This window comes from Nocardioides sp. Z40_12, assembly GCF_058215795.1.
Genome location: NZ_JBZAJA010000003.1, coordinates 187,021 through 201,978 on the forward strand (window position 1 = coordinate 187,021; position 14,958 = coordinate 201,978).

Annotated in this window: 18 protein-coding genes; 3 read left to right on the top strand and 15 right to left on the bottom strand. The window is 73.7% G+C overall.

Annotation, left to right across the window (positions count from 1 at the left end; translation table 11 throughout):
• Positions 1-2: 2 nt before the first annotated feature.
• The 5 genes from panD to AC4BG9_RS07225 all read right to left on the bottom strand — a co-directional run bounded on the left by panD (position 3) and on the right by AC4BG9_RS07225 (position 4,575).
• Entirely contained in the window at positions 3-419 is a 417-nt protein-coding gene (panD, locus tag AC4BG9_RS07205; protein ID WP_490570400.1) for an aspartate 1-decarboxylase, read from the bottom strand.
• Positions 419-1,336, bottom strand: a complete 918-nt coding sequence (gene panC, locus AC4BG9_RS07210) for a pantoate--beta-alanine ligase (RefSeq protein WP_490570401.1) — start codon at positions 1,334-1,336, stop codon at positions 419-421. The genes panD and panC overlap by 1 nt, the downstream gene beginning before the upstream one ends.
• Complete coding sequence (locus AC4BG9_RS07215; RefSeq protein WP_490570402.1) at positions 1,333-2,262, bottom strand: Rossmann-like and DUF2520 domain-containing protein; 930 nt, start codon at positions 2,260-2,262, stop codon at positions 1,333-1,335. The genes panC and AC4BG9_RS07215 overlap by 4 nt, the downstream gene beginning before the upstream one ends.
• A gap of 217 nt (positions 2,263-2,479) precedes the next feature.
• Complete coding sequence (locus AC4BG9_RS07220) at positions 2,480-3,415, bottom strand: hypothetical protein (protein ID WP_490570403.1); 936 nt, start codon at positions 3,413-3,415, stop codon at positions 2,480-2,482.
• On the bottom strand, positions 3,412-4,575 hold the full coding sequence (locus AC4BG9_RS07225) for a sulfotransferase family protein (RefSeq protein ID WP_490570404.1): 1,164 nt from the start codon (positions 4,573-4,575) through the stop codon (positions 3,412-3,414). Before AC4BG9_RS07225 ends, AC4BG9_RS07220 begins: the two co-directional genes overlap by 4 nt.
• Positions 4,576-4,619: 44 nt before the next feature.
• On the opposite strand from AC4BG9_RS07225, the gene AC4BG9_RS07230 reads away from it, so the two are divergent.
• Positions 4,620-5,768 carry a glycosyltransferase family 2 protein gene (locus tag AC4BG9_RS07230; protein ID WP_490570405.1) on the top strand — a complete coding sequence of 383 codons (1,149 nt, stop codon included), beginning with the start codon at positions 4,620-4,622 and terminating at the stop codon, positions 5,766-5,768.
• Positions 5,769-5,817: 49 nt separating this feature from the next.
• Positions 5,818-6,810 (top strand): phosphatase PAP2 family protein, encoded by a 993-nt coding sequence (locus AC4BG9_RS07235; RefSeq protein WP_490570406.1) that lies wholly within the window; start codon positions 5,818-5,820, stop codon positions 6,808-6,810.
• On the opposite strand, the gene AC4BG9_RS07240 is transcribed toward AC4BG9_RS07235, so the two are convergent.
• Genes AC4BG9_RS07240 through AC4BG9_RS07250 form a run of 3 tightly spaced genes read right to left on the bottom strand, consistent with a single transcriptional unit; the run spans position 6,803 to position 9,223 of the window.
• Positions 6,803-7,765, bottom strand: a complete 963-nt coding sequence (locus tag AC4BG9_RS07240; protein ID WP_490570407.1) for an ABC transporter substrate-binding protein — start codon at positions 7,763-7,765, stop codon at positions 6,803-6,805. The genes AC4BG9_RS07235 and AC4BG9_RS07240 overlap by 8 nt on opposite strands.
• A 26-nt stretch (positions 7,766-7,791) precedes the next feature.
• Positions 7,792-8,496: an ABC transporter permease gene (locus AC4BG9_RS07245; protein WP_490570408.1), complete on the bottom strand. Its 705-nt coding sequence runs from the start codon at positions 8,494-8,496 to the stop codon at positions 7,792-7,794.
• A gap of 10 nt (positions 8,497-8,506) precedes the next feature.
• Entirely contained in the window at positions 8,507-9,223 is a 717-nt protein-coding gene (locus AC4BG9_RS07250) for an ABC transporter permease (protein WP_490570656.1), read from the bottom strand.
• Positions 9,224-9,233: 10 nt separating this feature from the next.
• On the opposite strand from AC4BG9_RS07250, the gene AC4BG9_RS07255 reads away from it, so the two are divergent.
• Entirely contained in the window at positions 9,234-10,244 is a 1,011-nt protein-coding gene (locus tag AC4BG9_RS07255; RefSeq protein ID WP_490570409.1) for an ABC transporter ATP-binding protein, read from the top strand.
• Here AC4BG9_RS07255 and AC4BG9_RS07260 read toward each other — a convergent pair.
• The 7 genes from AC4BG9_RS07260 to folE form a co-directional block, all read right to left on the bottom strand.
• Positions 10,234-11,319, bottom strand: coding sequence for a GNAT family N-acetyltransferase (locus AC4BG9_RS07260; protein WP_490570410.1), 1,086 nt, complete (start codon positions 11,317-11,319; stop codon positions 10,234-10,236). The two genes, AC4BG9_RS07255 and AC4BG9_RS07260, sit on opposite strands and share 11 nt — an antisense overlap.
• Before the next feature lie 105 nt (positions 11,320-11,424).
• The gene (locus AC4BG9_RS07265) at positions 11,425-12,024 is read right to left on the bottom strand and encodes a hypothetical protein (protein WP_490570411.1); all 600 of its coding nucleotides are present in this window, start codon (positions 12,022-12,024) and stop codon (positions 11,425-11,427) included.
• A 10-nt stretch (positions 12,025-12,034) separates the two neighbouring features.
• Entirely contained in the window at positions 12,035-12,565 is a 531-nt protein-coding gene (locus AC4BG9_RS07270) for a DUF3180 domain-containing protein (RefSeq protein ID WP_490570412.1), read from the bottom strand.
• Positions 12,566-12,607: 42 nt separating this feature from the next.
• Entirely contained in the window at positions 12,608-13,177 is a 570-nt protein-coding gene (gene folK, locus AC4BG9_RS07275) for a 2-amino-4-hydroxy-6-hydroxymethyldihydropteridine diphosphokinase (RefSeq protein WP_490570413.1), read from the bottom strand.
• A complete protein-coding gene (gene folB, locus AC4BG9_RS07280; protein WP_490570414.1) occupies positions 13,174-13,545 on the bottom strand; it encodes a dihydroneopterin aldolase in 372 nt (123 codons plus the stop codon). The genes folK and folB overlap by 4 nt, the downstream gene beginning before the upstream one ends.
• Positions 13,545-14,345, bottom strand: coding sequence for a dihydropteroate synthase (gene folP, locus AC4BG9_RS07285; protein ID WP_490570657.1), 801 nt, complete (start codon positions 14,343-14,345; stop codon positions 13,545-13,547). Before folP ends, folB begins: the two co-directional genes overlap by 1 nt.
• 32 nt (positions 14,346-14,377) lie before the next feature.
• A complete protein-coding gene (folE, locus tag AC4BG9_RS07290) occupies positions 14,378-14,896 on the bottom strand; it encodes a GTP cyclohydrolase I FolE (RefSeq protein WP_490570658.1) in 519 nt (172 codons plus the stop codon).
• Positions 14,897-14,958 lie beyond the last annotated feature (62 nt).

A 14,958-nucleotide genomic window follows, 5' to 3' on the forward strand; every position in this document is an offset into this window, starting at 1 on the left:
CCTCAGCGGCCGATCAGGTCGCCGCGCTTCAGCGAGGGGTCGCCGAAGGTCTCGGCCGGGTCGAAGCCGGTGGCGAGGATCTTGTTCTCGGCGTCGACGAAGACGACCGCCGGCTGGTACTCCTTGGCCTCGGCGGTCTCCATCTGGCCGTAGCCGATCAGGATGACGATGTCGCCGGGGTGGACGAGCCGGGCGGCGGCGCCGTTGATGCCGATCACGCCCGAGCCCCGCTCGCCGGCGATCGTGTAGGTCTCCAGGCGGGCGCCGTTGGTCACGTCGACGATGTGGACGAGCTCGCCGGCCAGCAGGTCGGCCGCGTCGAGCAGGTCCTCGTCGACGGTGACCGAGCCCACGTAGTGCAGGTCGGCCTGGGTCACGGTGGCCCGGTGGATCTTGCTCTTCATCATGGTGCGCAGCATCAGCGTTCTCCTTCGGTGGCGCGCGGCTCTCGGCGGGGACCGAGGGTCAGGGGCAGGTTGTCGATCAGCCGCGTGGTGCCCACCCGCGCGGCGATCAGGATCCGGGCCGGGGTGCTCTCGGGCAGCACGGCGGTCAGGGGGGCGAGCTCGGGGGTGCGCAGCTCGAGGTAGTCCAGGTCGACCCCGTGGGACTCCCGCAGCTCGGCGCGGGCGGCCTCCAGGGCGACGTCCGGCCCCCACGGGGCACCCTCCTCGGCCGCCACCAGCACCCGGTGCAGCGCGGCGGCGCGGAAGCGCTGCTCGGGGTCGAGGTAGCGGTTGCGGCTGCTCAGCGCGAGCCCGTCGGGCTCGCGCACGGTGGGCGCACCGACCACCTCCACGCCCATGCAGAGGTTGGCGGCCATCTGGCGCACCAGCACCAGCTGCTGGTAGTCCTTCTCGCCGAAGACCGCGACGTCGGGGCGGACCAGGCCGAAGAGCTTGGCGACCACGGTGAGCACCCCGCGGAAGTGGGTGGGCCGGCTGACGCCCTCCAGCTCCAGGGCCAGCGGCCCCGGGTCGACGGTGATCAGCTCGTCGGTGTGGCCGGGGCGCACCCCGCCGGGGTAGACCTCCTCGGCGCTCGGGGCGAAGACCACGTCGGCACCCTCGGCGGCGCACAGCGCCAGGTCGGCCTCGAGGGTGCGCGGGTAGCGGTCGAGATCCTCGCCGGGGGCGAACTGGAGCGGGTTGACGAAGATGCTGACCACCACCCGGCCCTGCTCGCCCGCCCGACGCCGCGCCTCGCGGATCAGGCTGGCGTGCCCCTCGTGGAGGGCGCCCATCGTCGGCACCAGGGCGACGCGGCGCGTCGAGGCGGGCCGGTCGAGCGCCCCGCCGAGCTCCTCGCGACTGTGCGCGAGACGGATGTCGTTCATCGGGCCGGGCGACCCTCGTCGGTGCGCAGCAGGCCGGTCACCGCGACGCCCCGGGCGGCCGCGTCGAGCAGCTCGAGGATGCGGGCGGCGCGGATCGGCAGCACCCGGCCGTCGGTCACCACCCGGCCGAGCGTGGCGCGGCCCAGCGCGACGTAGGACGGCACGGTCTGCGGGGCGTTGGCCTGCAGGTCGACCAGGTGCGCGGCCACCGTCTGCACGTCGCCGCGCACGATGGGGCCGGTCAGGGCCGCGTCGCCGTGGGCCAGGGAGTTGTCCAGGGCCGCGGAGAGCAGCGGGCGCAGGATCGCCGCCGGGTCGTCGGCCCCCGAGGCGGCCAGCATCTCCATCGCCTCGGTCACCAGGGTGACCAGGTGGTTGGAGCCGTGGGCCAGGCCGGCGTGGTAGAGCGTGCGCTTCTCCTCCGGGACCCAGACCCGCCGGGCGCCCAGGTCGGCGACCAGGCTCTCGACCAGGCCGCGCTCCTGCGGACCGGCGGTGACACCGAAGACGCAGCCGGCCAGCCGGGGCAGGTCGACCTCGGTCCCGGTGAAGGTCATCGCGGGGTGCAGCGCCACCGGACGGGCACCCACCGCGGTCGCGTCGGCGAGCACCGCGAGGCCGTGACGGCCCGAGGTGTGCACGACGTACTGGCCCTTCCGCAGGGAGCCGCTGGCGGCGAGCATCGAGACGACGTTGCCGAGCATGTCGTCGGGCACGGTGAGGAGCAGCAGGTCGCAGGAGCGCGCGACGGCACTCGGCTTGCGGGCCGGGACGCCCGGCAGCAGCGTCTCGAGGCGGTGACGCGAGGCGTCGGACTCTGCGGCGGCGGCGACCACGCGGTGGCCGGCGGAGCGCAGCGCGGCAGAGAGGACGGCGCCGACGCGGCCAGCGCCGACCACGCCCACCCGGAGGGGTGCGGCAGTCATGAGGGACCTCTCGCTTCAGTCCCGCCGACCACTCCTCCGCCGGGGCGGGGGAGCCGGTACGGGTACCAGACGATGTGGCTCTGTGGATCGTGCGAACACGAGACTACGTCGCTGTTACACGCGTGTGAACAGGTCGGCGTGTGACCTGGCCCACCCGCAGCCCGCCTCCGGGCCCACCTCCGGGCCCAGCTCCGGGCGGTCCGCGGCGCGCGGGCGGTCAGCCGACGGCGTGGGCGGGGTCGTCGACGACGAAGGGCCGAGGGGCGCGCGGCAGCCAGTCGTGGGTGACGTGGTCGACCACGTGGACCCCGTCGGGGGCGACGATCTCGACCACGCCCTCGGGCACCGTCCCCTCCTGGAGGGCGTTCCAGACGGTCCACTCGCGGCGCTTGCGCCGGTTGCGCAGGCTGGTGGCGAACGACTGCGGGTCGGTCCAGTGCGCGAACTCGTCGCCGTCGAGCCACTTCAGCTCCACGCACAGCCCCTGCGGGAGGGCGAACATCTCGAAGTGGTCGGGAGTGGTGCGGATCTCCCACTCCGGCGCCTTGGTGTAGACGTAGTCGGGGCCCATCGGGAAGCCCCACTCCTCGATGTTGCGCAGCCCGAGGTCGAGGAAGGCGCGCCGCTCGGACTCGACGTAGAGGCCGTGGCGGGGGAAGCGGATCACCGCGTCGGTGGCGCCGACCTGCCAGGACAGGTCGCCCATCGAGACCTCCCCCTCGGTGGTGAGCACCATGTCGCCGTCCCACTTCCAGCTGTAGCTGGTCCGCACGTGGGAGAAGCACCAGTTGTAGAAGTAGGCCAGCGAGTGCACCGAGCGCTCGGGCACCGCGAGGTGCTCGGCCCCCGCCCGGGCCACGTCGAAGGGGTAGTGGGCCAGGGTGAACCGGTCGGTGTGGCCGGTCTCCTCCACCACCCGCAGCGCCTCCTGCGGGGTGCCGTCGGTGGAGTTGTTGTCGACCAGCAGCACGTGGTCGACCGCGCGCAGCAGCGGGGGCAGCACGAACCGCAGGCCGGGCGCCTCGTCCTTGACCCGCAGCACCGCGGTGGCGCCGCGGCGCAGCCCGCCGGGCCGCCGCCAGGGCCAGGTGATGTCGAAGTCGGTGTGACCCTCGAGGTTGGCGATGCCGTCGCCCTGGCCGATGGGGATCATCCCTGCGCCTCGGGATGCCCGTCGCGCTCGCGACCCAGCGCCTTGCGCACGCCGCGGCGCACCGACGGCGGGATCTTGGCCCGGACCTCGTGCGGCACCAGGTCGGCGAGCCCGGCCCGCGGGACGACGAGGTCGTGCGCCTGGGCGTCCTGTCGGGCCTGCGCGAGACGGGCGGCCACCACCGAGGACCGGGAGATCGCCTCGGACTCCTCGTAGAGGGCGGTGTAGGCGGCCCGGAGCTGGTCGAGGGTGGCGTGGGCCGCGGGCGTGTCTCCGCCCTCGTCGGCCAGCTTGTTGAGCTCCGACCAGGTCTCGGCGACCAGCTCGTGCAGGCGCGGCGGCAGGCCGAGGTCGTCGAGGGAGGTGGTGACCCGGCGCAGGCTGGGGTCGATGAAGCGGTGCACCTCGCGGATCTGGTCGCTGCGGGTGTGGATCACCGACTGCACGTCGAGCCGCCGGCCCAGCGCCATCGTGGTCCGCACCCAGTCGCTGAGCAGGTCCTCGTAGCGCACGAAGACGCGCCCGCCGCCCACATGGGAGCCGCTGAGCGACTCGCGGGTCGCCTTCTCGGTGTGCAGCAGCATGTTGAGCCAGCTCGCGGCCAGGTGGGCCGAGCCGAGCTTGTTGGCGTAGTACTTCTGCTTGCTCCCCACCACCTCGGCGGGCGGGCGGAGCATGGTCGCGAAGACCGGGGTCGCCCCGGTGCGGATCGCCGCGACCCGCCACAGGCCGAGGAACCAGCTGAGCCGCGGGTCCTTGACCACCAGCTCGGGGTGCTCGGCGAAGTGGGTCTCGAGCCAGTCCGAGACGCGGATGCGGGCAGGCTCCCGGCTGGAGATCCGCCCGGTCTCGAACCAGGCGCTGGGGCGGGAGTCGCTGACCTGGACGTCGACCTCGCGCAGCCAGGCGTCGTGGGTCTCCACCGCCCACTTGGGCTCGCCGAAGCCCTTGGGGTTGGACGCGTCGGCCTCCACCTCGGGCTTGGGCACGTGCATGCCCAGCAGGCTGAGGATCCCCGCCAGCGTGCTGGTGCCGCTGCGCCCCGCGCCGGCGACGAAGAGGACCTTGCGCGGAACGCCCTCGGGGTTGAGCTCGTCGATGGCACGCGCGCGGCGCTGCGCGGGTGTGCCGCTCGCGCTGCCGGTCTCTGCTCCAGTCACGGTCGGTGAGCCTATCCGAGGGGGACGCTGGATACTCTCGCCCCATGAGGTGGTCACTTCGTCTGCGCCGACAGGGACCCGTGGTGGGCGTGGTGGTCCCGGCCTACTGCGTCGAGCAGTGGCTGCCGGAGTCGCTGGAGAGCCTGCTGGCCCAGGAGCACACCGCGTGGCGCGCCGTGGTCGTCGACGACGGCTCTCCCGACCGCAGCGGCGAGGTCGCCGAGCAGTACGCCGCCCGCGACTCCCGCATCCGGGTGCTGCACACGCCCAACGGCGGCCTGGGCGCGGCCCGCAACGCCGGGGTGGCCGCGCTGCTCGCCGACACCGGGACCCCTGTCGAGCACCTGGCCTTCCTCGACTCCGACGACCTGCTGCCCCCCGACGCGCTGCGCCGGCTGGTCGCCTCGCTGGAGGCCAGCGGATCCGACTTCGCGGTGGGCTCGGTGCTGCGCTGGGAGGCACCGCCGCCCGAGGGGGCCGGCCTGCACGAGCCGCCGTGGATGCGACGTCTGCACCATCCGCCGCGCTCGGGTGCGCGGATCGCGGACCACCCCGAGATCCTGGGCGACGTCTTCGCCTGGAACAAGCTCTACCGTCGCTCCTTCTGGGAGTCGGCCGGGCTGGCCTGGCCCGAGCGGATCCACTACGAGGACCAGCCGACGACGACGCGCGCCTACCTCGCCGGGTCCTTCGACATCCTCTCCGAGCCGGTCTACCAGTGGCGGGTGCGCACCGACGGCACCTCCATCACCCAGCAGCGCAGCTCGGTGGCGGACCTCGTCGACCGGTGGGCAACCAAGCGGATGGCCCTGGCGTCGGTGCGCGAGCACGGCGACCCCCGCGTGACGCAGGTCTTCGTCGACCGGGTGATGCCGGGCGACATGTGGCGCTACTTCCAGCTGATCCCGGGCTGCTCCGACGCCTGGTGGCAGCTGCTGCGCGACGGGGTCCGCGAGCTGTGGGGCGAGCGCTCCCTGGCCCACTCGGGCCTGCCGCCGGTGCACCGGGTGTGCGGCTTCCTGGTCGAGCGGGGCCGCCGCGAGGACGCCGAGGCCCTGATGACCTGGTCCGCCTCGCTCGTGGGCCCGGCCCCCACCACCGCCAGCGGCGAGCGGCTGGCGATCCCGGCCGAGGTGATCCGGCCGGCCAGCGTCCCCGACGTCGCCCTGGAGATCAGGTCGCACGAACGGTGAGGGGGACCTACCGTAGGTCTGTGCACGACCGCGCCTCCCGGGGCACCCGGTGACCGACACGGCCTCGCGTGAGCCCGCGGCGGAGGCCGACGAGCCCGGCGGTGGCCCCACCCCGGTGACCTCGCACCGGGCGCGGGTGCTCGCCCTCGCGGTCTACACCGTCGCACTGGCGGCGTGGATCGAGCTGGTGGAGCTGCCCAAGTCGGTCTACCAGGCCTTCACCTGGATCTGGCTCGCCCTCATCGCCTGGAACATCCAGGCGCCGTGGCGCTCCCACCTGGCCTTCCTGCGCGACTGGTCGCTGCCCCTGGCGGTGCTCACCTTCTACCTCTTCAGCCGCGGCCTGGCCGACGACCTCGGCCTCGTCACGGTGCACGTGACCGAGCCCATCGCGGCCGACCGGGCGCTCTTCGGCGGCGTGCTGCCCACCGAGTGGCTGCAGGCCCAGCTGTGCGGCGTCCCGTGCGAGCGGACGGCGCCTCGCGCCTGGTACGACGTGGTGCTGACGACCGTCTACTACTCCCACTTCTTCGTCGCGCCCATCACCGCCGCGATCCTGTGGGCGAGCCGCCGGCGCGCGTGGGTGCGGTTCATGCGCCGCTACCTCTCGCTCAACATCCTGGCCCTGGTGATCTACATCGCCTACCCGATGTCCCCGCCGTGGTTGGCCTCGCACCACGGCTACCTGAGCGACGACATCGCCCGGATCACCGGGCGCGGCTGGTACGACCTGGGCCCCGGCAACTTCCACGACACCTTCTCCGCGGCCGGCAACCCGGTGGCCGCGATGCCCTCGCTGCACGCGGGCGTCGCGGCCTTCGTCGCCCTGTACGCCTTCTCCCGCAGCAACGCCGCGGTCCGGCTGCTGCTGGTCGCCTACCCGCTGGTGATGGCGTTCGCGCTGGTCTACTACGCCGAGCACTACGTGGTCGACGTGCTCGCCGGCTGGCTCGCGGCGGTGCTGGTGCTGTGGGGCTGCTCGGTCTGGGAGCGCCGGCGGGCGCACCGCGAGTCACCCGACCAGGCACCGGCTCTCAGCTGAGCAGGCCCTCCTCCTGGAGGAACTGCTCGGCCACGTCGGCGGGCTTGGCCCGGTCGACCGAGACCTGCTGGATCAGGCCGGCCAGCGTCTCGTTGTCGAGGGCGGCCATCAGGTCCTCGAGCATCCCGGCGACCTCGGGGTTGGCGGCGAGGAAGTCGGCCGAGACGGCGGGGACCAGGTTCTGCGCCGGCTGGATGCCCAGGTCGTCCTCCAGCAGGACCAGGCCCTGCTCCTCCAGGGTGCCGTCCAGGGTGCCGGTCTGGCCGAGGTCGGCCTCGCCGTCGGCGACGGCCTTGTAGGTCTCGGGGCTGCCGTAGCCCAGCGGCAGGAGCTCGGCGATCTTGATGCCGTAGACCTCCCGGAGGCCCTTCTCGCAGTCGTCGCGGCCCTCGCAGTCGGGGGCCGCGGCCAGCACGGTCTGCTCGCCCTCGAGGTCGGAGAGGGCGGTGATGCCGTCGGCCTCGGCCCGCTCGGCGGTGATGAAGTAGGCGTTCTGGGAGGTGGCCTCCGACGGGGCGAGGAGGGTGATCCCGGCCTCGTCCAGCAACTGGCCCGCCGCCTCGATCGACTCGGTGGGGTCGTTGGTGGTGATCGGCTTGGCGTCGGCGCCGGAGGCGGCGGTGTTGAGGTAGTCGGAGATGCCGGCGACGTACTCCGGGACGACGTCGACGTCGCCGGGGAACTCCGCCATGTAGACCGAGCGGGTGCCGACCAGCCGGGTGGTGACGTCGTAGCCGGCGTCGTCGAGGACCTTCTCGTACATCGCGGTGACCAGGGCGGCCTCGGGGAAGTTCTGGCTGGCCAGGGTGACGGTGCCGCCGCCCTCCCGCTCGGCCTCGCCGTCGCCGTCGGCGGCGAGGTCGTCGCCGGCGCAGCCGCCCAGCAGGAGGAGACCGGCGAGCGCCGTCGCGGCCGCGACCCGTCGCCTGGTGGTCGGGAAGGGGTGTCGGTCCATGGTCGTCTCCGGGGGTGGTGGGGCGGTCATCGGCCGGCCGGCGCGAGCTGGGCCCGCCGGGCCGCACTTCGCTGTACCCGTCCGGCGGCGATCTCCAACGCCAGGGCCACCAGCGCGACCACCACCGCTCCGGCCAGGCCCTGGCCGTAGTCGTTGCGGTAGAACCCGTCGGTGATGACGCGGCCCAGGCCGGGCCCGGCGACCAGGGCGGCGATGGTGGCGGTCGCCCACACCTGGACCAGCGCGAGCCGGATCCCGGCCACCACCAGCGGCAGGGCCAGGGGCAGCTCGACCCGCCAGAACTGCTGCCGGCCGGTCATGCCCATCCCGCGGGCCGCCTCCTTCACCTCCGGCGGCACCTGGGTGAGGGCGACGTAGGCGCCGGTGATCAGCGGCGGCAGCGCGAAGAGGGTCAGGGCGATCAGGGTGGCCGCCCCGGCGCGGCCGTAGGGCCCCAGCGAGGCGCTGCCCGGCCACTGCGCCGCGACCAGGATCGCCAGCAGGGCGAAGGTCGGGACTGCCCGGCCGACCGCGGAGAGGTTGATCGCCACGAAGCCGCCCCGGCCCAGGTGCCCGAGCCACAGCGCCAGCGGGAGGCCGAGGAGCATCGCCGCCGCCAGCGCCGTACCGGTCAGCAGCAGCTGCTGCCACAGCAGCTCGAGCATCGCGCCCGGCCCCCGCCAGCTGTCGGGGTCGGTCAGGTAGTGCCACATGTCGGCGAAGACGCTCACCGCCGCCCCCTCATGCTCGGGCCCACGGGGTCAGCGCGCGCTGGAGCAGCACCAGCAGGCCGTCGAGGAGCACCGCCAGCGCCACGCAGAGCACCGCCGCGGTCAGCACCTGGGCGCGGAACGACTCCGCCACCCCGGTGACCAGCAGGTTGCCCAGCCCGCCGTGGGAGACCAGCGCCCCCACCGTGGTCAGGGCGACGGTGGAGACCGAGGCGACCCGGATGCCCGCCATCAGCACCGGCAGGGCCAGCGGCAGCTCCACCCGGAGCAGCTGGCGGGTGGGGGTGTAGCCCAGCCCCCGGGCGGCCTCCCGGACCTCCTCGGGCACCGCGGCGAGGCCGTCGATGAGGGCCCGGACCAGGATGGTGAGGGCGTAGAGCGCCAGGCCGATCACCACGGTGGTCGCGGTCAGGCCGGTGAAGGGCACCAGCAGCGGGAAGAGCGCCAGCGACGGGACGGTGTAGAGACCGGTGGAGAGCCCGGTGACCGCCCCCTCCAGCCGCGGCACCCGGCGGGCCAGCAGGGCCAGCGGGAACGCGAGCAGCAGGCCGAGCAGGACCGCCGAGAGCGTCAGCGCGACGTGGGAGCCGAGGGCGGAGAGGATCTCCTCGCGCCGGTCGACCAGGTAGTCGGCGCAGAGCCACTCGTTGCGGAGCCGGCTGTAGCAGCTCGGCTCGACGGCCGCCTGAGGCGCGGCACCCGTTGACACCAGTAGGGTCACGGGCATGGTCACGGGCATGGACGCTACCGGGTCGAGGGCCGGGGAGACCACGGGCGAGCTGCCGATGCTGGAGCTGGTCGGTCTCGGCAAGACGTACGACGACGGCTCCGTCGCCGTGCGCGAGCTCGACCTGCAGGTGGCCCGCGGCGAGCTGGTCTGCCTGGTCGGCCCCTCGGGCTGCGGCAAGTCCACGACGCTGAAGATGATCAACCGGCTGATCGAGCCGACCACCGGCCGGATCCTGCTCGACGGCCAGGACGTCACCGGGATCGACCCGCACGCCCTGCGGCGCAACATCGGCTACGTCATCCAGCAGGTGGGGCTCTTCCCCCACCAGCGGGTCGAGGCCAACGTGATGACCGTGCCGCTGCTCCACGGCGAGTCCAGGGCCAGCGCCCGGGAGCGGGCCCGCGAGCTGCTGGAGACGGTCGGCCTCGACCCCGACCTCTACGGCCAGCGCTACCCCCACCAGCTCTCCGGCGGGCAGCGCCAGCGCGTCGGGGTGGCGCGGGCCCTGGCCGCCGACCCCCCGGTGCTGCTGATGGACGAGCCCTTCGGCGCGGTCGACCCGGTGGTGCGGACCCGGCTCCAGGACGAGTTCCTCCGCCTCCAGCGCGACCTGGGCAAGACGGTCGTCATGGTCACCCACGACATCGACGAGGCGGTGCGGATGGGCGACCGGGTCGCGATCTTCGCCGACGGCGGTCGGCTGGCCCAGTACGGCACCCCGCAGGAGCTGCTGGCCCACCCCGCCGACGACTTCGTGGCCGACTTCGTCGGCGCCACCAGCGGTCTGCGCCGCCTCGCGGTCACCCGGATCGACGAGTCCCGTCTCGAGCCCCTCGAGGGCGTCACCGCCGGTCAGCTGGGCTCGGCGATCGACATCGACTCCACCCTGGAGGAGGCGCTGGCCCTGATGCTGCGCGAGGACAAGTCGATGATCGGCGTGCGCCGCGGCCCGCGCTTCCTGGGCGTGCTGACCCCGGCGGGCGTGCACGCCCAGCTGCGGGCCTCGCTCAGTCGCTGACCGGCACGTCCTTGTGCCATGACTCGGTGACGTAGGTGGTGCCCCACCCCATGGAGACGTAGAGCCCGTCGGCCCCGGTCGAGGAGTCGGCGTCGACCTCGAGCCCGACCCGGTCCCGGCCGCGCGAGGCCGCGTCGGCGATCACCGTGCGCAGCAGCCCCTTGGCCACCCCGCGGCCGCGGGCCGACTCCAGCACCCCGAGGTAGGAGACGTAGGAGCCGTCGGGTCCCCGGAGCGACTCCGAGACGGTGCCGACCAGCGCGCCGCAGGGCTGGGGGGTCTCGCCGTCGAGCAGCTCGGCCAGCCACCAGTGGTCCCAGCGGTGGCCGGGGTCCTCGCGCAGCCGGTGCACGAACTCCTCGAAGGTCTCCTCGGAGGAGTTGAAGTGGTCGGTGAAGGCGCCCTCGAGGACGTCGTGCACGGCGCGCAGGTCGGCCTCGTCGGGCATCCCGTCACCCTGGCGACCGACGGAGCGGAAGCGGACCCCGCCGTCCTCCCACAGCTCCGGGTCCTCGACCAGCTCGGCCTCCTCGGAGGTCACCGGGCGGGTCATCTGCCACCAGGTGCGCACCCGCTCGAACCCGCGGTCGCTCAGCATCGCGTGCTGGCGCTCGTCGTCGGCGAAGGTGCCGGTGTCGATCTGCTGCACCTCGAGGCCGCGTGCGGCCCCCACCGCCCGGGCCTGGCTCTCGGCCCACTCGAAGAGGACCCGCGCGCTGCGCCGCGCCTCCACCTCCGGGAGCGTCCGGTCCACCACGTGCACCAGGAGCATCCGCCCCAGGGAGCGGTCGTGGACGCTCGCCCAGGCGCGGATCAGGCCAGCGGCGTCCCGGACCACCAGGTTCTCCCGCATCGCCAGGGCGGGCGGGGAGACCTCCACCAGCACGTCCTGCTCGGTGGCGCCGGCCCAGCCGCGGCCGGCGCGCTCGTGCTCGCGCAGCAGCCAGGTCAGCCGGCCCACGTCGGCGGCGGAGGTGCCGTCAGGAGGCTCGGCGGTCCACCCCTCGGGTAGCCCGGAGTCGTCGGGGAGGGCCGCGTCTGGATCGCTCTCGAACCTGTTGTCGTCGGGGATCACGCGTGTGATTCTTCCTCACTCCATGACCGTGACGCGACAGTCCCCCGCGTCCGGCGGCCTCCCGCGGGGAGGTCACCGGCCGCGGGGGACCGGGTGGCGCGGGTCTCAGGCGCGCTTGTAGGCGGCCTGGTTGGCCGCGGCCTGCCAGGCCTCCAGCTCGGCGCGGAGCGCGTCGAGCTCGGCCTCCAGCTCGGCGACCCGGACGATCGCGTCGGCCGCGCGGGCCTCGGACTGCTCGAGCACCTCGCTCAGCTTGAGGCCCTCCAGCTCGGCCACGTCGGCCCGGCGGGCCTCGGTGTTCATCTTCAGCGTCGCGGTGGCCGCGCGCTCCAGCGCCTTGCCGAGCTCGCTCTCGAGCTGACCGATGGTCTCCTCGCGCTGCGCGATGCGGGTGGACATGTCCGCGGCGAAGGCGGCGCTCTCCGCCGTACGCCGGGCGGTGATGTCGCGGTAGGCCTGGGCCTGCTGCGCCCTGTCCATGGCGGCGTCGCGGCGGGCCTGCACCAGCTCGGAGTAGGTGATCCGGGTGGCGGCGGCACCGAGGACGAGGGCGGAGAGGGCTCCGCAGAGGACCAGCACGAACTGGCCAGTGGCGATCGACCCGAGGACGAGGGCGGTCGCGAGCAACAGCAGGCCGGAGGCGACGGTCAGGCGCGTGCTGCGCTGACGTCGGCGGGCGCTGGAACGAGCAGACGGGGAAGTCATGACCCTCAGGCTAGAGGTGAGGGTTGTCTTTGGGGACGCGACACGCGCGTTCGAGCAACTTGCCCGTCACGACGACCGCCGCGCCACCCACCGCGGCGACCGCCGCGTGCCGGATCCGCTCGTCGGCCAGCTCGGCCGGGGAGCCCAGCCAGGAGATCAGGTAGCCGGTGTAGATCCCGCCGACCAGGGCACCCACCAGCATGCACGCGCGGGCCAGCACCAGCCGGTTGACCATCTGGCGGGCCACGAGCCGCTCCCGCCGCACGTGGACCGCGCGCCAGGTCACCAGCGCCACCGCCCCCAGGATGGCGGCGACGAAGAAGAGCAGCAGGCCCTGGGTCCAGGACAGGACGGGCGCGGTCCCGGAGACCCGCTCGGCCACCGGGTGCCACAGCCACCCCCCGAAGAGGCCCAGCACCGTGGCGCCGGCGATCGGTCCGGGGCCGAGCGGCCGCAGGTGCGCCGGCGACACCCCGCCCGGCGGCTCCTCCCCGGACTCCGGGGAGTCGGGGTCGGGGCTGTCCGGGGGCAGGGAGGTCATCTCACCGGGAGGTGTCGACGGGCGACCGGCGGGCCGGTGCCGTCAGCTCATCTCGAGGGTCAGGTCGTCGCGCCGCCGGACGCCGGAGAGGTCGACCTTCTCCAGCAGGTCGGCGATGGGACCGCTGTCGAGCAGCACCGCGTCGGGCTCGAGGTCGTGCCACGGCTTGAGCACGAAGCCGCGCTCGTGGGCCCGGGGGTGCGGCAGCCGGAGCAGCTCGTCGTCGGCCCGCCGGTCGCCGACCTGGATCAGGTCGACGTCGAGGGTGCGCGGCGCGTTGCGGATGTCGCTGCGCTCGCGGTCGAAGGCGATCTCGATGGCCAGGGCCCGCTCCATCAGCCGGTGGGCCGGGAGCGTGGTGTCGAGCAGCACCACGGCGTTGAGGTAGGGCTTGGAGCCCTCGGGGGCGTCGACCGGGTCGGTCTCGTAGACGCCGGAGACACTGGTGAGCCAGACGTCCGGGGTGTCGGCCAGCGCGTCCACCGCACCCTGCAACGCCGCCATCCGCTCGCCCAGGTTGGATCCGAGGGCCACCACCACCCGGCGGATGGGGTGCATCTCGCCGGTCAACGCGTCCGTGTCGACGATGTGCGGGTTGGGCGTCTCGGTCACTGGTGGTTCCCCTTGCTTCTGGTGATGGTCAGCGTCACGTCCCGAAACGTGGCGTCGATGGGGGCGTCGGGCTTGTGCAACCGCACCCGCGCCCATTCAACACGGTCCTGCTCCAGGGCCACGTCAGCGAGGCGCTGTGCGAGGCGCTCGATCAGGTCCACGGGGTCGTTCTCCACCGCGTGCTTGACGCGCGCCACGAGGCTCCCGTAGTCGACGGTGTCCTGCAAGTCGTCGGTCCGCGCCGCGGTCGAGGTGTCCAGGCCCAGCGTCAGGTCGACCACGAACCTCTGCCCCTCACGGCGCTCGAAGTCGAAGACACCGTGGTGCCCCCAGCACTCCAGGCCCGAGATGGTCAGCTCGTCGCTCATCAGGCTCCCCCTCCCAGTCGCTGCCAGACCGCCAAGGCGTCGAGGGTCGCACGGACCTCGTGGACGCGCAGACCCCAGACCCCCCGCTGGGCCAGGAGCAGCGACAGGGCCGCCCCGGCGTGCTCGCGCTCCGCGACGGGCCGCGGGATGCCCTCGGCGTCGGCCAGCAGGGTGCCCAGGAAGCGCTTGCGGGAGGCGCCGACCAGCAGCGGCAGCCCGAGCCCGGCGATCTCGTCGAGGCCGCGCAGCAGCTCCCAGTTCTGCTCGGAGGTCTTGGCGAAGCCGAGCCCCGGGTCGAGGACGAGCCGCTCGTCGGGCAGGCCGGCGGCCCGGGTGGCCTCGAGCCGGGCGGCGAGCTCGTCGCGCACGCCGGCCACCACGCCGTCCTGGTAGCGGGCGAAGGAGTCCATGTGGGTGGCGTGGGCGCGCCAGTGCATCGCCACGTAGGTGGCCTCGGAGTCGGCGACCACCGCGAGCATCCGCGGGTCGGCCAGCCCGCCGCTGACGTCGTTGACGATCCGGGCGCCCGCCGCGATCGCGGCGGCGGCGACCTCGGCGCGCATGGTGTCGACCGAGACCACCGCGCCGTCCGCGGCGAGGTCGGCGATCACCGGGACCACCCGGTCCAGCTCCTCGGCGACCAGCGGCCGGGTGGCCCCGGGCCGGGTCGACTCCCCCCCGATGTCGAGCAGGTCCGCCCCCTGGGCGCGCAGCTCGCGGCCGCGGGCGACCGCGGAGTCCCGGTCGGCCCAGCGGCCGCCGTCGGAGAAGGAGTCCGGGGTGACGTTGACGATGCCCATCACCAGCGGGCGGCCGTCGGGCTCCGGGCGGGTCACCGGGTGCCGGAGCGGATCAGGGCCATCGCCTCACTGCGGGTGGCCGCGTTGTGCATGATGCCGCGGACCGCGGAGGTGATGGTGCGGGCGCCGGCCTTGCGCACCCCGCGCATGGTCATGCACAGGTGCTCGGCCTCGATCACCACGATCACCCCTCGCGCCTCGAGGATCTCGGTCATCGCGTCGGCGATCTGGGTGGTGAGCCGCTCCTGGACCTGCGGGCGCTTGGCGTAGACGTCGACCAGCCGGGCCAGCTTGGACAGGCCGGTGATCTTCCCGGTCTCGGCCGGGATGTAGCCCACGTGGGCCACCCCGGTGAAGGGCACCAGGTGGTGCTCGCACATCGACCACAGCTCGATGTCGCGGACCAGCACCATCTCGTCGTGGCCCAGGTCGAAGGTGGTGGTCAGGACGTCGCTGGGCTGCTGGCGCAGGCCGCAGGTGAGCTCGGCATAGGCGCGGGCGACGCGGGCCGGCGTCTCGCGCAGGCCCTCGCGGTCGACGTCCTCGCCCATCGCGGCGAGCAGCTCGCGCACCGCCGCCTCCGCGCGGGCGTGGTCGAACTCCGGCACGGAGC

What these genes read in the sequence shown, in the direction of transcription:
- panD (WP_490570400.1), bottom strand. Translation starts at nt 419, where the DNA reads ATGCTGCGCACCATGATGAAGAGCAAGATCCACCGGGCCACCGTGACC.
- panC (WP_490570401.1), bottom strand. Translation starts at nt 1,336, where the DNA reads ATGAACGACATCCGTCTCGCGCACAGTCGCGAGGAGCTCGGCGGGGCG.
- AC4BG9_RS07215 (WP_490570402.1), bottom strand. Translation starts at nt 2,262, where the DNA reads ATGACTGCCGCACCCCTCCGGGTGGGCGTGGTCGGCGCTGGCCGCGTC.
- AC4BG9_RS07220 (WP_490570403.1), bottom strand. Translation starts at nt 3,415, where the DNA reads ATGATCCCCATCGGCCAGGGCGACGGCATCGCCAACCTCGAGGGTCAC.
- AC4BG9_RS07230 (WP_490570405.1), top strand. Translation starts at nt 4,620, where the DNA reads ATGAGGTGGTCACTTCGTCTGCGCCGACAGGGACCCGTGGTGGGCGTG.
- AC4BG9_RS07240 (WP_490570407.1), bottom strand. Translation starts at nt 7,765, where the DNA reads ATGGACCGACACCCCTTCCCGACCACCAGGCGACGGGTCGCGGCCGCG.
- AC4BG9_RS07250 (WP_490570656.1), bottom strand. Translation starts at nt 9,223, where the DNA reads ATGCCCGTGACCCTACTGGTGTCAACGGGTGCCGCGCCTCAGGCGGCC.
- AC4BG9_RS07255 (WP_490570409.1), top strand. Translation starts at nt 9,234, where the DNA reads ATGGACGCTACCGGGTCGAGGGCCGGGGAGACCACGGGCGAGCTGCCG.
- AC4BG9_RS07265 (WP_490570411.1), bottom strand. Translation starts at nt 12,024, where the DNA reads ATGACTTCCCCGTCTGCTCGTTCCAGCGCCCGCCGACGTCAGCGCAGC.
- AC4BG9_RS07270 (WP_490570412.1), bottom strand. Translation starts at nt 12,565, where the DNA reads ATGACCTCCCTGCCCCCGGACAGCCCCGACCCCGACTCCCCGGAGTCC.
- folB (WP_490570414.1), bottom strand. Translation starts at nt 13,545, where the DNA reads ATGAGCGACGAGCTGACCATCTCGGGCCTGGAGTGCTGGGGGCACCAC.
- folP (WP_490570657.1), bottom strand. Translation starts at nt 14,345, where the DNA reads ATGGGCATCGTCAACGTCACCCCGGACTCCTTCTCCGACGGCGGCCGC.
- folE (WP_490570658.1), bottom strand. Translation starts at nt 14,896, where the DNA reads ATGGGCGAGGACGTCGACCGCGAGGGCCTGCGCGAGACGCCGGCCCGC.